13 protein-coding genes are annotated in these 13,938 nt (G+C 66.8%); 7 read left to right on the top strand and 6 right to left on the bottom strand.

The annotated features are described in order from the left end of the window. Window positions 1-51: 51 nt before the first annotated feature. Window positions 52-375: a hypothetical protein gene (locus tag LGN10_RS02880; protein WP_034205546.1), complete on the bottom strand. Its 324-nt coding sequence runs from the start codon at window positions 373-375 to the stop codon at window positions 52-54. Between the two features lie 589 nt (window positions 376-964). On the opposite strand from LGN10_RS02880, the gene LGN10_RS02875 reads away from it, so the two are divergent. After that, window positions 965-1,597 carry a LysE family translocator gene (locus tag LGN10_RS02875; RefSeq protein ID WP_059640463.1) on the top strand — a complete coding sequence of 211 codons (633 nt, stop codon included), beginning with the start codon at window positions 965-967 and terminating at the stop codon, window positions 1,595-1,597. Between the two features lie 71 nt (window positions 1,598-1,668). Here LGN10_RS02875 and LGN10_RS02870 read toward each other — a convergent pair whose 3' ends face one another. Then, window positions 1,669-3,297, bottom strand: a complete 1,629-nt coding sequence (locus tag LGN10_RS02870) for an NADP-dependent glyceraldehyde-3-phosphate dehydrogenase (RefSeq protein ID WP_059579806.1) — start codon at window positions 3,295-3,297, stop codon at window positions 1,669-1,671. A gap of 805 nt (window positions 3,298-4,102) precedes the next feature. Between LGN10_RS02870 and LGN10_RS02865 the strand changes: the two genes are divergently transcribed. Further along, a complete protein-coding gene (locus tag LGN10_RS02865) occupies window positions 4,103-6,232 on the top strand; it encodes a TonB-dependent receptor (protein WP_059579808.1) in 2,130 nt (709 codons plus the stop codon). A 59-nt stretch (window positions 6,233-6,291) separates the two neighbouring features. After that, on the top strand, window positions 6,292-6,783 hold the full coding sequence (locus LGN10_RS02860; RefSeq protein ID WP_226221647.1) for a hypothetical protein: 492 nt from the start codon (window positions 6,292-6,294) through the stop codon (window positions 6,781-6,783). A gap of 19 nt (window positions 6,784-6,802) precedes the next feature. On the opposite strand, the gene LGN10_RS02855 is transcribed toward LGN10_RS02860, so the two are convergent. Next, a complete protein-coding gene (locus LGN10_RS02855) occupies window positions 6,803-7,750 on the bottom strand; it encodes a LysR family transcriptional regulator (RefSeq protein ID WP_060315994.1) in 948 nt (315 codons plus the stop codon). A 226-nt stretch (window positions 7,751-7,976) separates the two neighbouring features. Between LGN10_RS02855 and LGN10_RS02850 the strand changes: the two genes are divergently transcribed. Then, on the top strand, window positions 7,977-9,005 hold the full coding sequence (locus tag LGN10_RS02850; RefSeq protein ID WP_060315991.1) for a DUF1338 domain-containing protein: 1,029 nt from the start codon (window positions 7,977-7,979) through the stop codon (window positions 9,003-9,005). 239 nt (window positions 9,006-9,244) lie between these two features. Here LGN10_RS02850 and LGN10_RS02845 read toward each other — a convergent pair whose 3' ends face one another. From LGN10_RS02845 to LGN10_RS02835, 3 genes are all read right to left on the bottom strand, one after another. Further along, complete coding sequence (locus tag LGN10_RS02845; protein WP_059579817.1) at window positions 9,245-9,442, bottom strand: CsbD family protein; 198 nt, start codon at window positions 9,440-9,442, stop codon at window positions 9,245-9,247. A 53-nt stretch (window positions 9,443-9,495) separates the two neighbouring features. Next, on the bottom strand, window positions 9,496-9,846 hold the full coding sequence (locus LGN10_RS02840; protein WP_059579819.1) for a BON domain-containing protein: 351 nt from the start codon (window positions 9,844-9,846) through the stop codon (window positions 9,496-9,498). A gap of 87 nt (window positions 9,847-9,933) precedes the next feature. Then, window positions 9,934-10,098 carry a hypothetical protein gene (locus LGN10_RS02835; RefSeq protein ID WP_006484627.1) on the bottom strand — a complete coding sequence of 55 codons (165 nt, stop codon included), beginning with the start codon at window positions 10,096-10,098 and terminating at the stop codon, window positions 9,934-9,936. 398 nt (window positions 10,099-10,496) lie between these two features. On the opposite strand from LGN10_RS02835, the gene LGN10_RS02830 reads away from it, so the two are divergent. The 3 genes from LGN10_RS02830 to LGN10_RS02820 all read left to right on the top strand — a co-directional run bounded on the left by LGN10_RS02830 (window position 10,497) and on the right by LGN10_RS02820 (window position 13,934). Then, window positions 10,497-12,029, top strand: a complete 1,533-nt coding sequence (locus LGN10_RS02830) for a helix-turn-helix transcriptional regulator (protein ID WP_226221644.1) — start codon at window positions 10,497-10,499, stop codon at window positions 12,027-12,029. Window positions 12,030-12,169: 140 nt separating this feature from the next. After that, window positions 12,170-12,361 (top strand): CsbD family protein, encoded by a 192-nt coding sequence (locus LGN10_RS02825; protein ID WP_059579825.1) that lies wholly within the window; start codon window positions 12,170-12,172, stop codon window positions 12,359-12,361. Window positions 12,362-12,782: 421 nt separating this feature from the next. Next, on the top strand, window positions 12,783-13,934 hold the full coding sequence (locus LGN10_RS02820) for a branched-chain amino acid ABC transporter substrate-binding protein (protein WP_059640455.1): 1,152 nt from the start codon (window positions 12,783-12,785) through the stop codon (window positions 13,932-13,934). Window positions 13,935-13,938 lie beyond the last annotated feature (4 nt).

Genomic DNA, 13,938 nt, shown 5'->3' with positions numbered 1-13,938 from the left:
GGCCGGCGTGGCCGCGCCGGTCCTGCGCGACCTCCGGTCGGTTGCGCCCGCTCACACCGGATACGCGTCGTCGACCTTCAGGTTCGCGAGCCGGAACAGCGTGCGCAGCGTCTGCGGATGGATGTCGCGGTGCGCGGCGAGCGACGTCAGCATGAAGTCGAGCACCTTCGCGTAGCGGAGCAGCACGAGGCAGCGTGCGAGATCGGGCGCGCGGCCGCGCATGTCTTCGGCGAGCGTGACCATTTGCGTCGACAGCGTGCGCGCCATCTCGAGTTCCATCTGCTGTTTTTCGGTCCAGTCGGGCAGCGGCTGTTCGAGCACCTTCGCGAGGAAGAGCTGGAACGACGAATCGGACGAGTTGGGCTGCGCATCCATGAAGAGCCTCGTTGCGTGTGCATATCGTACGGGCGGATCCGTGGAGCGCCCGAGGGTGAATCATGTCCGCGCGGTATGGGGCGCGGCTTCTGCCCGAACGGAATGCAGATTCCGTACCAGCCCCGTCGGACGATTGTTGAGCAATGTTGAGCCGTGATACGGCATCGGTCGGCGAGTCCCGCCGGGACTGGATCGCGCAGGCGATCGAGGAGGGTGTCTACGGGCGGGAGGTGGGCGGACCCGGGCGCCCGACGCGGCGCGACGATGCGAAATGCTTCATGTATGTAACGTAACGCGGACCTCGGGCGGGCCGCGCGTATCTGCCGGCGAACGGCCGGCATCGCGCGTGCCGTGCGGTTGCGCCACGCCCGCCGTGCGTCCGCTGCCGGGAAACGTCTGCATGGCGCGTGTGCCGCCGCGTCGCGCGAACCGGCGGCGCGCGCGCCGGTTGTTTCAAAACAGAGACGGTCCGGCGCGCGGCGATCGGTTGCATGGTCACGCAACTGGCCCAGCGAATCGCCGCGCAATTGTCCATGGGCACACGGTGCGGGTTTGCCGACAATCTCCCAATCATCTCCCGAGGTGCGACATGAACGTCCACGCCTTCTTCTCCGCCAACCTGCTGCTTGCCTACACCGCCTATTTCATCGGCACGGCCAGCCCCGGCCCCAGCAATCTCGCGATCATGTCGGTCGCCGCGAACCAGGGCCGCAAGGCGGCGCTCGCGTTCGCGCTCGGCGTGATTTCAGGGTCGATGTTCTGGGCAACGGTGGCGGCGCTCGGCGTCTCGGCCGCGCTGCTCGCGTGGTCGAAGCTGCTGGTCGCGATCAAGGTGTTCGGCGGGCTGTACCTGCTGTGGCTCGCGTTCAAGTCGGGGCGCATGGCGTTGTCGGGCCCGCCGGCGGCAACCGCGAACGCGGCGCGCGAGCAGCGGCTGTCGCGTTTCTACGTGCGCGGCGCGATGCTGCACCTGACCAATCCGAAGGCGATCCTCGTGTGGGTGTCGATCGTCGCGCTGTCGTCGAACGGCGCGGGCGGCGCGCACGGCGCCGTCGTGCCGGGCTGCCTCGCGATCGGCTGCGTGGTGTTCGGCGGCTACGCGCTGGTGTTCTCGATGGACGGTGCGCGCCGGCTGTACGTGCGCGGGCGGCGTGCGATGGAAGCGTGTCTTGCCGTCGTGTTCGGCGTGGCGGGCGTTCGGCTGCTGGCGACGAACGTCTAGCCGTGCAGCGTGTGCCGGAGCCTGCGCCGCACCGGCGTGCGACGGAGGTTCCGGCATCGATCAAGCCGGCTTCAGAAAATGAAGCCCGTATTGATGAACTTCGAGTGGTGATCCGACACGATCGAGTCGAGCAACTGCTTGCTGCTGTCGGTCTGCTTCGCCGCGACCATCGAGCGAATCGAGAACGCGCGCAGCGCGTCGCTCACCGACAGCGTGCCTTCCGCCGAATCCTTGCGCCCCGCGAACGGGAACACGTCGGGCCCGCGCTGGCACTGACAGTTGATGTTCACGCGGCACACCTGGTTCACGAGCGGATCGACGAGCGCGCCGATCTGCGCCGGATCGGAACCGAAGATGCTGACCTGCTGGCCGTGCTCCGACGTCGTCACGTAATCCAGCGCGGTATCGACGTCGTCGAACGGCGCGACCGGAATGATCGGCCCGAATTGCTCCTCGCGGTACAGCTTCATCCCTTCGGACACCGGATACACGACGGCCGGGTAGAACAGCGTCTTGCTGAACTCGCCGCCCTGGTGGTTGACGACCTGCGCGCCTTTCGCCTTCGCGTCGTCGATCGCGTCGGTCATGTACGCGGTGCGATGCATGCCCGGCAGCGGTGTGATGCTGACGCCCTTTTCCCACGGCATGCCGATCTTCAGCTGTTCGAGCGCGGCGGTGAAGCGCTTCAGGAATTCGTCGACGATCGAGCGATGCACGAGCAGCATCTTCAGCGCGGTGCAGCGCTGGCCGTTGAACGACAGCGCGCCGAGCAGGCACTCCTTCACGGTGAGGTCGAGATCGGCGTCGGGCAGCACGATCGCCGCGTTCTTCGCGTCGAGGCCGAGGATCGCGCGCAGCCGGTGCGACTTCGGGTGCTGCTTCTTCAGGTGATCGGCGACCTTGCTCGAGCCGATCAGCGCGAGCACGTTGATCTTGCCCGACGCGAGCATGTGCGGCACGACCACCGCGCCCGGTGCGTAGATCGTGTTGATCACGCCCTTCGGGAACGCGTCGCGGAACGCCTCGAGCAGCGGTTCGAACAGCAGCGTGCCGTACTGCGGCGGCTTGAACACCACGGTGTTGCCCATCAGCAGCGCGGGGATCAGCGTCGCGAAGGTTTCGTTCAGCGGATAGTTGTACGGGCCCATGCACAGCACGACGCCGAGCGGCGTGCGGCGGATCTGGCCGATCGTGCCTTCCGCGATCACGAAGCGCGAGTTCGCGTTGTCGAGCTCCTTCAGCGCGTCGATCGTCTGCGTCATGTAGGTGACGGTGCGGTCGAACTCCTTCTGCGAATCGGCGAGGCTCTTGCCGATCTCCCACATGATCAGGTTCACGACGAGTTCGCGCTGCGCGACCATCCGCTTGATGAAGTCCTGCATGCACGCGATGCGCTGCTCGACCTTCATCGTCGGCCACTCGCCGCGGCCGGCGTCGTACGCGCGTACCGCGGCGTCGAGCGCCGCGTCGCTTTCCGTTTCGCCCATCACCGGGTAGCTGCCGATCTCGACCTGCTCGACGCTGCCGTCCGCCTGCCGCACGCATACCGGCGACAGCACGGTCTTGGTGGCGCCGTCCCACGGTCGCAATTCGCCGTCGACGAGCGACACGCGCTGGTGGATCGGCGAAGCCAGCCGGAATTCGGCGGGAATCTCTTGTAACGCGGGAAACAGGTGCTGCAGGGAGGCGGAATCGGGCATGACGGTCTCGTTTGACGGGGTGTCCGGGAAGGACGGGCGATGCGAATCCTGAGCGGAATGATCCTCGATCCTGAATCGGCATCATGACGCGCACGCGGCTGCGCGTCACGCGCGAATGTGGCCGATCCGGCGAATGGAACCAGTTCCATTTAAAAGGAACGCCGCAGCGAATGCAACAACGGGGAATCACGTCGCAATTGCCGTAAGTATTTAGAAAGACTGTTTCCGAATCGCCGGTATAGCCGCTCGGGTGCAATCGCAAACGTTTTACTTCGGCCGAATTGAGCGGATAATGGCGCGACGCGGTGAGGAAAAAAATGCAGTGAACCTGAGAGCAAACGCAGTGAAGAACAGAAGAAGATCCGCCGCGCCGCCGATACGAGGTCGGCTGCCCGGAGCGCCGGGTCGGGGTTGCCCGGTCCGGCGCGCACCGGACGATTGAATCGGTCGCGCCTGCTTGTCTCGATCCTTCGTGATCCTCTCCAGCTTCTCCATCGCCGTATCCCGAATCCTGCCTTTTACCGATCGTCGCCACACGAGACGATCGATTCAATTCTTTCGTTTACATTACGAATCAAGCCGCTCGACGGCCTGAAACGGAAAGGTATTCGTCAGGAATACAGAGCGCGCTCCACGTCCGCGTTGCGGGCAGGCGACATGCCGCAAATTAATTAAAAACACGAATCATTCTCGTTTATTATTTCGCCGCATTACGAGCCGTGACCGGACGTCACGGCTTTTTTCGTGCCGGGTGCGCGGCCGGCGTGCCCCGTTCGTCGCTTTCTTCACTACCTCTACGTTCACGATGAAACTCAACAAGAGCGCGTGCCATGCGCTTCTGATCGCCACGTCGCTGGCCGGCGCCCGCACTTCGTTCGCGCAGGCGAGCGACGCCGCGGCGACCCTGCCCGCGATTTCCGTCAACGCGGCCGCCGAGCACGCGTCGTACGACGGCGGTCATTCGCGCGCGGCGACCAAGACCGACATGTCGCTGATGGACGTGCCGCAGACCGTGAACGTCGTGCCGCACGCGGTGATCGAGGATCAGAACGCGACGTCGCTGCAGGACGCGTTGCGCAACGTGCCGGGCGTCGGCTTCTCGGTCGGCGACGGCCAGCGCGACCAGATCACGATCCGCGGCTTCAACAGCATCACGGACCAGTACGTCGACGGCATTCGCGACGACGCGCTCTACTACCGCGACCTGTCGAACGTCGATCGCGTGGAGGTGCTGAAGGGGCCGGCGGCCGTGCTGTACGGGCGCGGCTCGGCGGGCGGCATCGTGAACCGCGTGCTGAAGCGGCCGCAGGCGAACCCGGTGAACGACGTGGGCGTGACGCTCGGCACGCGCGGCGAGCGGCGCGGCGAGTTCGACCTCGGCTGGAACGCGAACGACGCGGCGCGCTTTCGCATGACCGGCGCGGCCGAGAATTCGAACAGCTTCCGCGACAAATTCCAGCTCAACCGGCAGGCGATCGCGCCGTCCGCGCAGTTCAAGCTCGACAGCGACACGGTGCTGAACGTCGAATTCGACTACCTGCACGACCGCCGCACGTCCGACCAGGGGATTCCCGCGTATCGCGGCCGGCCGGTCGACGTGCCGATCAACACGTACTACGGGTCGGCCGACGGCGGGAACAGTTCGTACAACGACGTCTCCGCGAAAAGCGCGACGGTGTCGCTCGATCATCGCTTCAACGATTCGCTGTCGTTTCACGGCGCGATCCGCGCGTACGACTTCTCGCTCGAGCGGAAGAACTACGTGACGTACGAGCCGATCAAGACCGCCGCGCACCCGGTCGTCACGCTCGACCAGTCGACGCGCCAGCGCACCGACCACGGCATCGACGGGCTGTTCGAGCTCACGCAGAAGACGTCGCTGTTCGGCATGCGCCACGAGCTGCTGTACGGGCTGGAGCTGTCGCAGCAGCAGAAGTTCGACACGATCTACAGCGTGACGAAGGTCGCGAACTACGATCTCTTCAATCCGCAGCCGGTCGTCCTGCCCGGCGTGCCGATCGGCGCGCGTGCGAAGACGAACGCGTCGACCGTCGTCGGGCTCGCGGGCGTGTACGCGCAGGACCTGATCTCGCTGACCGAACACTGGAAGGTGCTCGCCGGCCTGCGCTTCGACTACCTGAACCAGATCCGCCACGACTACACGTCGTCGAACGTCAATCTCGACCGCACCGATCACGCGTGGAGCCCGCGTGTCGGCCTGATCTACGAACCGCTCGACTGGCTCACGCTGTACGGGTCGTTCAGCCAGTCGTTCTCGCCGCTGGCCGACACGCTGATCAGTTCCGGCGCGTTCTCGAACGGCGCCGCGCTCGCGCCGCAGAAGACCACCGCGTATGAAGTCGGCTCGCGCTTCGACCTCGGCGGCAAGGCGACGGCCAGCGTCGCGCTGTTCGACATGCGCCAGACCAACCAGCAGATCGGCGACCCGGCGAATCCCGGCTACGCGCTGCCGATCGGCACGCAGCACGTGCGCGGGATGGAGCTCGGCTTCACCGGCGAGATCGCGCCGAAGTGGTCGGTGTATGCGGGTTACGCGTACCTGAACGGCACGGTGGACGGTTCCGCGCAATCGACGGCGGCCGGCCTCTCGCTGTCGAGCAACACGCCGGGGCTGATGCCGCGTCACAGCGCGAGCCTGTGGCTCAAGCGCGAGCTGCCGTACGGCTTCTATGCGGCGGCCGGCATGCAGTTCCAGTCGGCGCGCTATACGTCGGCGAGCGATCTCGTCACGCTGCCGTCGTTCACGGTCTTCAACCTGGGCGCCGGCTATCGCAGCAAGAAGGTCGACGTGACGCTCACGCTCGACAACCTGTTCAATCGCCGCTACTTCATCGCCGCGCACGGCAACGCGGACCTGTACAACATGCCGGGCGATCCGCGCACGCTGACCGCCACGGTGAAGTGGCACATGTAACGCACGCGGTGCGCGACAATGCGGGTCTTCGTCACGACGACCCGCGCCCCTGACTGCCCATGATCCGCCACACGATCGATGTATCGAGCCTGACCGGCCGCGCCCGCGCGCTGTTTCTATCGTTGCTGGTATGCGGCCCGGTCGCGGCCGGTGCGCAGACGATCGCGGCGGATGCCGAGCCGGGGTGCCACGCGATGCATGTCGACCGGACGATCACGCTGTCGGGGCGCTACGCGCTCGACTACGGCGACGAATCGCTCGGGTCGGACGTGTGGTTCGAAGAGGACGATGCGTCCGCCCGGCGCTTGCCTGATCGCTCGCAACGCGCGGGCGTGATCGTTTTCACGAACCAGCGCGAGGCGGCCCGCGGGCTGCGGCTGCCCGCGGCGCAGCCGCGCGGCGTATGCCGGTTCGACGGGCGCGCAACGCTCGTGATTCGCGATCTGGAGACCGCGTGCCCGGGGCTGGAAACGCCCGATCGCGCGCGGCTGCTGAGGGTCGTGGCAGCCGACGTGCCGGCGCGGCACGCCTGCGGCGCCACCGCGCCATGACGCCGGCGCGGCGGCGCCCTTACTCGACGTCCTCGTCGTCCGCCTCGTCGGCGTCGTGCGCGTCGCGCTCGGGCGCCGCATACGCGCTCGCCTGTTCGAGCAGCCACCCGCGGAACGATTCCAGCGGCTTGCTGTGGCTGAACTCCGTCGGATACACGAGGTAGTACGCCGAATCGCCGACGGTGGCCGCATCGCACGGCACGACGAGGCCGAGCTGCTGCAACTGTTCCTCGACGAAGAATTTCGGCACGAGCGCGACGCCGAGCCCGGCCGCCGCCGCGCTGATCAGCATCGTATGCAATTCGTAGCGCACGCCCTGCATCGTGCGGATGTCCTCGACGCCGTGCGTCTCGAACCACTGCGCCCACGCGCCGGGGCGCGTGGTCGAGTGCAGCAGCGGATACGCGAGCAGATCCTCGACGCGCTCGACGGGGCCCTTCAGCAGCGCGGGCGAGCAGATCGGCACGACTTCCTCGCCGAACAGGTAGTCGGACGACGTGCCGGGCCAGGTCGGCTTGCCGTAGTGGATCGCGGCTTCGAAGTGCGTGTCCTCGAACGAGAACAGGTCGGTGCGGCTGCCCATGTTCACGCGCACGTCGGGCGTGCGGTCGTAGAAGCTCTTGATGCGCGGGATCAGCCAGTGCGACGCGAAGGTCGGCAGCACCGCGAGTTCCAGGTAGCCGCCGCCGCTGCCGTGCGCGATGATCGACAGCGTGTCGCGGTCGAGCGCCTCCAGCGCGCGCCGCACCTGCGTGCCGTACAGCTTGCCGGCGCGCGTCAGCACGACGCGCTGCTTCACGCGCGCGAACAGCCGCACGCCGAGGCTCGCTTCGAGCGTCGCGATCTGCCGCGACACGGCGCTTTCGGTCAGGAACAGCTCCTTGGCCGCGTGCGTGAAGCTCTCATGGCGGGCGGCGGCTTCGAAGGCCACGAGCGCACCCATGTTGGGGATCTTGAATTTGCGCATGATGCTCGTTTTGTCTGATGGACGGAGCCGCCCGACGCCGGGGCGAAATGCCGGCGAAGGACGATCGATAATTCCAAAAACTCATCACATATCAATTTAATCTCGCTTTACGCGCCGCTGCAACCCTTTGAATAATGCTTGCCATGCAAGGTCAGGCGCCCGTGGGCGGCCGGCCGACGAGTGGCCGGCGCGCTTGCCGGCGGGTCCCCCCGAGACGAGAATCCCGATGCGCAATCCGAATATCGACAGCTTGCTGACGAAGCTGCTGGGACAGGCGAAGACCGACGCCCTGTTCTCGACCCTGAACATGCCGGCCATCCTCGAGGAATGGGAGGACGGCGTCGTGACCCGCGCGGAAATCGCGCAGGCGATGAACATGGCGCTGTTCGAGGGGCTGCTCGAGCGTTCGGCGAACGGCCGCGCGTACACGGCCGACGCGATCGAAAGCGGCGGCTCGGTCTATTTCGACCACGGCGCGCTGCGAACGGTGCGTTGGCCGCATACGGGCGCGCTGCCGCCGGGCGAAGCCGCATTCACGCGTATCCTGCGTCCGCTCGGCTTCCGGCTGAACGGCCGTTATCCGCTCGACAAGCTCGGCATGACGGGCCGCGCGTACGCGCACGAAGACGCGCCGGACGAAATCGCGCAGTTCTTCGTCAGCGAACTGCATCCGGAGCGCTTTTCGAAGGAATTCCAGCAGGCCGTGACGAACGTGGTCAGCTCGTCGCGCGACCCGCTGTCGCCGGCGGCCGTCGCGCTGCTGTGGGAGGTCGAGCGCGAAGGCTGGCTGCCGCTGGAAGCCGCGCACGCGCTGCTGCCGGAGATCGTCGGCGCGTTCGCGCGCCAGCACGACGTGCCGAACGAACTCGACTACGAGACGCTGCTGATGGAATCGGCGGAAATGGCGTGGATCGCGACCGAGGGCAATGCGTTCAATCACGCGACCGATCGCGTCGCCGACGTGTTCAAGCTGTCCGACGACGAGAAGGCGAAGGGCCGGCCGATGAAGCCGGAAGTCGAGCGCTCGCGCTCGGGCCGCGTGTTCCAGACGGCCTATCGCGCGGACACCGTCGAGCGCGAGTTCCGCACGCGCGACGGCGGCACCGTGAAGCGCAACGTGCCCGGTTCGTTCTACGAGTTCATCACGCGCAAGCGCACGTTCGACCAGGCGTCGCGTCGCTGGGTGACCGACCTGCGCTTCGATGCGGGCAACGCGCAGGGCATCTTCAAGATGACGGCGAACGCGGCGAAGTAAGCGCTTCGCGTCGCGCGGCAGGGAGGAAAGCAGAAGGGCCGGCGGCTGGTTTCAGCCGCCGGCCCGTTTGCGTCGACGGGGCGTCGCGTGCGTCAGAACAGGTGCGTGACCAGATAAAACAGCACCAGCAGCCCGATCGGTACGCCGAGCAGCCATGCGATCAGATATTTGCCCATGCCGTTGTCCTCCTCGTGGCCGCGACGCGGCGTGCGTCGCGGCAGGGTGAGACGACTGGCGCGTTACAGCTCGCGGTCGAATTCCTTCAATTGCTTCTCGGCTTCGTCGCGGGCGATCCCGTAACGCTCCTGGATCTTGCCGGCCAGATAGTCGCGATTGCCTTCCGCGACCGCGAGATCGTCGTCGGTCAGCTTGCCCCACTTGGCCTTCAGCTTGCCGGTGAGCTGCTTCCACTGGCCCTGGATCTTGTCCTCGTTCATCGTGTACTCCTTTCATAAGGGGAGAAAAGTGCGGCGCTCGGCCGCGGGGTAGCTCAGGCCTTCGCCTTCAGGCCGGACGCGTCGACGTGCTTCACGCCCTTGATCGCACGGGTGACGGCGATGGCCTTCTTCACGGCGGTCTTCGTCTGCAGCACGCCCGTCAGCGTGACGACGCCGTCCACCGTCTTCACGCTGATGTCAGTGCTTTCCACGCCCTTGGTGGTTGCGAGTTCACTCTTTACCTTGGTCGTGATCCACGTGTCGGTGACAGGCTGGTTCGATTCGGTCGCCATGCCGCTGTCGGTCGACGATGCCTGGGCATGCGCGTTCGTGAGCGGGGCCGCGGAAAGCAGGAACGCCGCGCTGACGGCGAGCAGGGTCGAAAGGTGCGAGGTCTTGTTCATTGATGTCCTCCTTCGATTGGCGGGTTGAATCAATCGGTGGGCGAGCACGGAGCGTTCCCGTGCGTTCCTACGCATACATGACGAGGCTTAGCGCGCGATCGGCGTGTCGTAGCCGGGCTCGCGCGGCGGCATGTCCGGGCGCGGCACGTCGGGCGGCAGCGGTACCGGCGGATCGGTGCCGGGCGCCGGTTCGGGCGGATTGTCCGGGGCCGGCTCGGGCCGCGTCGGATCGGGTGTCTGATGCAATTTCATCCTGATGTCCTCCCTCTGCGGTATGAAAGGGCAGCGCATGAGCGCCGATGCAGTACCAGCGTACCGACGCGAACGCGAGCGGACATCGCGCAAATTCACCGGGTCGGCTAGTGCGTTTGCACCGGGGGACGGAACACAGGGGCGGGAACGGCGCATGCACCACGACCCGGGCAACCCGCCGTGGCGGGCGCGCAGGCCGCGCCGCCTCGTTCGGCGGGGCACCGCACGATCGGCGGCGGCGTGCGAATGTACTATTCGGGGTAGTGCATCCGCGCCTGTCGCGCCGTTGCCCGGCACACGATCATCGCCGCACGCGGCGGCTGGCATGTGCCGCCGCCACGGGCGCGCGGCCGGCGCGCATGTTGACCGCTCATGTTGACGACAGGGACGACGATTCGATGAACGAACCAGTAGACGAACAGGTGCTCAAGTCGCATACCGACCGGCGCCAGCTGCACCAGATCATCGCGGGGCTCACCGAGGGCGTGATCCTGATCGAGCCGGACCAGCGGATCGTCTGGGCGAACGAGGCCGCGCTCGCGATGCACGGCGTGACCGAGCTTAAGGCGCTCGGCGCGGACGTCACCGAATACCGCGAGCGATTCCGGCTGCGCTACCGGAACAACCATCCGGTGCGCGACGGCCACTATCCGATGGATCGCGTGATCGCCGGCGAGGAGTTCAGCGACGTGACGGTCGAGGTCGAATCGGCCGCCGACGAGTCGGTGAGCTGGGTGCACCGCATCCGCAGCCTCGTGCTGACGAACGCGGCCGGCGAACCCGATTGCCTCGCGCTGGTGCTGCACGACGCGACCGAATGGGCGAGCGCCGAAGAGCGCTTCGAGCGCACCTTCAACGCGAATCCGGCGCCGGCCGTGATCTGCCGGCTCGACGACTTGCGTTACGTGAAGGTCAACCAGGGCTTTCTCGACATGACGGGCCACGCGCGCGACGACGTGCTCGGCCGCTCGGTGTACGAGGTCGACGTGCTGGATCAGGCCGAGCGGCGCGAGCTGGCGATCGAGCGGCTCGGCGAAGGCGCGACCATCCCGCAGATGGAAGCCGTGCTCAAACTTGCCGACGGCAGCACCAAGGCGGTGGTCGTCGCCGGGCAGCCGATCGACATGAACGGCGAGGCGTGCATGCTGTTCACGTTCATGGATCTCGAGCCGCGCAAGCAGGCCGAGCGCGCGCTGATGCAAAGCGAGGAACGCTTCGCGACGGCCTTCCGGATGGCGCCGGTCGCGACCGCGATCGTCACGGCCGACCGTTTCGAGCTGCTCGACGTGAACGATGCGTTTGCCGCGATGACGGGCCACGCGCAGGCCGACCTGCTCGGCAAATCCGCGGACGAGATCGGGCTGTGGGCCGAACGCGGCGCGTGGTCGCGGATCGAAGGCCGGCTCGCGCGCGACGGCCACGTGCGCAACGTGGACGTGCAGATCCGCACGCGCGACGGCGACGTGCGCGATTGCGTCGTGTCGGCCGACCCCGTCGCGATTCACGGGCGCGACTGCCTGCTCGTCGCGCTGCTGGACATCAGCGACCGCAAGCGCACGGAGATGGAGCTCGTCTATGCGATCGAGACCGCGATGCAGGACGCGTCGTGGTTCAGCCGCACGCTGATCGAGAAGCTCGCGAACGTGCGGCGCGCGAACGCGCCCGATGCGGGCGCCCAACTGTCCGACCTGACCGCGCGCGAGCGCGACGTGTTCGACCTGCTGTGCCACGGCCTCGCCGACAAGGAGATCGCCGGCCGCCTCGGGCTGGCGCCGAACACCGTGCGCAATCACGTCGCGACGATCTACGCGAAGCTCGACGTGCACAGCCGCGCCGAGGCGATCGTCTGGGCGCGCGAGCGGGGGATCGTCGGCGCGGCCGAAACGAACGGCGCGCGCGCCGACAAGGGCGGCGCGAAAGGCACGGACTGACGGGATCGGTGCGAATGCACCATGCGCACTGGTGCATCCGCATCTGCCGCCCGCGGCCGCCGCTTGCGATCCTGTCCGCTCGGCGGTGCCGCGCAGGCCGCTGCATTGCCGGCTTTCCTCAACCATCGCAGGAGACGACCATGGACAGGAATCGCATCGAAGGCAAGCTCAAGCAGGTCAAGGGTTCGGTCAAGGAAGCACTCGGCAAGGTGACGGGCGACCGCGAGACCGAAGCGCAAGGCGTGGCCGAGCAGCAGGCCGGCAAGCTCCAGGAGAAGGCGGGCGAGGCCGCCGATGCGGTGCGCAAGCATACGGGCACCGATCGGCACTGACCGATGACGCGGCGCCGGCCGTGGGCGTCGCGAAGGCCGGCCGGGCCGGCGCCGCGACGATGATGCGCGGCCGGCATGACGACGACCGGCCTTTACCCTGCGGCGCGGCCGCCATTCCCCACGGAATACCGCCATCCACGGCCGCCGCCGGACGGCCGTCGATCGGCCATCAGCACGGAACTTGATGACAAATCCTCACCACATAGTTCCGATATTTCGTTTGCTGGACGGGTATTGGCTACCCACAATCCCTTCACCTCTTTCGCGATGAAAGGTTCTTCGGAGACGGAGCCGCGGTGATCGTCCGGCCGGATCGGCGTGTCGCACGCGCTCCGGCACGGAAAGGCATCACCGGCGCGCAGGAGGTTGCCGACGCGTGCCAGTCTCGCGTTGCATCCCGACCCATAGAAGAAGGATTGCCATGACGTTCCGCATTCGTTCGCTTTCCGGCGTCGCGCTGACCGCCGCGCTTTTCGCATTCCAGACGGGCGCGGCCCATGCGCAGGAGACGATCGTCAAGGTCGGCGTGGCCGGCCCGCTGACGGGCGGCGGCGCGGCATACGGCAAGGACATCGAGAACGGCGTGCGCATGGCCGTCGACGAAGCGAATGCGGCGCGGACGACCGTCGGCGGCAAGCCGGTGAAGTTCGTCGTCGCGTCGCAGGACGACCAGAGCGATCCGCGCACCGGCGTGCAGGCCGCGCAGCAGCTCGCCGACGCGCAGGTGGCCGTCGTGATCGGCCACTTCAATTCGGGCACGACGCTGCCCGCGTCGAAGATCTATGCGAAGGCCGGCATTCCGATGATCACGCCGTCGGCGACCAATCCCGACATCACGCGCGCGGGGCTCGACACCGTGTACCGCGTGATCGCGACCGACACGCAGAACGCCGGCAACGCCGGTGCGTACGCCGCGAGCGTGACGAAGGCGAAGCGCATCGCGATCATCGACGATCGCACCGCGTTCGGCCAGGGCGAAGCCGACGAATTCGAGAAGGCCGTGAAGGCGAACGGCGGCACGATCGTCGCGCGCGAATTCACGAACGACAAGGCCGTCGACTTCAGCGCGCAGCTCACGAAGATCAAGAGCGCCAATGCCGATCTCGTGTTCTTCGGCGGCCTCGACGCGCAGGCCGCGATGCTCGTGAAGCGCATGCGCCAGCTCGGCATTCGCGCGCAGTTCCTCGCGGGCGGCGGCGTGATGAACGCGAACTTCATCAAGCTCGCCGGCAATGCGGCGGAAGGCGCGTCGGTATGGGAGTACGGGCAGCCGCTGTCGCGTCTCGCGAAGGGCAAGCTGTTCGAAACGAAATTCAGGCAGAAGTACGGCGTCGACATGCTCGCGTATGCGCCGTTCGCGTACGACGCGACGTGGATCGCGATCAACGCGATGCAGAAGGCGAACTCGACGAAGCCGGGCGATTTCAACGGCGCGCTGAAGGGCACGCGCTACGACGGCATCACGGGCACGATCGCGTTCACGAACACGGGTGACCTGAAGAACCCGAGCTCGACGCTGTACGAAGTGAAGAACGCCGCGTGGCAGCCCGTCACGACGAAATCGGCGGACTGAACGC

It is taken from the genome of Burkholderia sp. AU32262, from assembly GCF_020419985.1.
GTDB lineage: Bacteria > Pseudomonadota > Gammaproteobacteria > Burkholderiales > Burkholderiaceae > Burkholderia > Burkholderia semiarida.
The sequence above is the reverse complement of the archived record's forward strand: the minus strand, read 5'-3'. Positions and strand labels throughout refer to the sequence as shown.

Excerpts from the sequence above, each read along its gene's own strand:
- LGN10_RS02880 (WP_034205546.1), bottom strand. The coding sequence starts at position 375 with ATGGATGCGCAGCCCAACTCGTCCGATTCGTCGTTCCAGCTCTTCCTC.
- LGN10_RS02875 (WP_059640463.1), top strand. The coding sequence starts at position 965 with ATGAACGTCCACGCCTTCTTCTCCGCCAACCTGCTGCTTGCCTACACC.
- LGN10_RS02870 (WP_059579806.1), bottom strand. The coding sequence starts at position 3,297 with ATGCCCGATTCCGCCTCCCTGCAGCACCTGTTTCCCGCGTTACAAGAG.
- LGN10_RS02865 (WP_059579808.1), top strand. The coding sequence starts at position 4,103 with ATGAAACTCAACAAGAGCGCGTGCCATGCGCTTCTGATCGCCACGTCG.
- LGN10_RS02860 (WP_226221647.1), top strand. The coding sequence starts at position 6,292 with ATGATCCGCCACACGATCGATGTATCGAGCCTGACCGGCCGCGCCCGC.
- LGN10_RS02855 (WP_060315994.1), bottom strand. The coding sequence starts at position 7,750 with ATGCGCAAATTCAAGATCCCCAACATGGGTGCGCTCGTGGCCTTCGAA.
- LGN10_RS02850 (WP_060315991.1), top strand. The coding sequence starts at position 7,977 with ATGCGCAATCCGAATATCGACAGCTTGCTGACGAAGCTGCTGGGACAG.
- LGN10_RS02845 (WP_059579817.1), bottom strand. The coding sequence starts at position 9,442 with ATGAACGAGGACAAGATCCAGGGCCAGTGGAAGCAGCTCACCGGCAAG.
- LGN10_RS02840 (WP_059579819.1), bottom strand. The coding sequence starts at position 9,846 with ATGAACAAGACCTCGCACCTTTCGACCCTGCTCGCCGTCAGCGCGGCG.
- LGN10_RS02835 (WP_006484627.1), bottom strand. The coding sequence starts at position 10,098 with ATGAAATTGCATCAGACACCCGATCCGACGCGGCCCGAGCCGGCCCCG.
- LGN10_RS02830 (WP_226221644.1), top strand. The coding sequence starts at position 10,497 with ATGAACGAACCAGTAGACGAACAGGTGCTCAAGTCGCATACCGACCGG.
- LGN10_RS02825 (WP_059579825.1), top strand. The coding sequence starts at position 12,170 with ATGGACAGGAATCGCATCGAAGGCAAGCTCAAGCAGGTCAAGGGTTCG.
- LGN10_RS02820 (WP_059640455.1), top strand. The coding sequence starts at position 12,783 with ATGACGTTCCGCATTCGTTCGCTTTCCGGCGTCGCGCTGACCGCCGCG.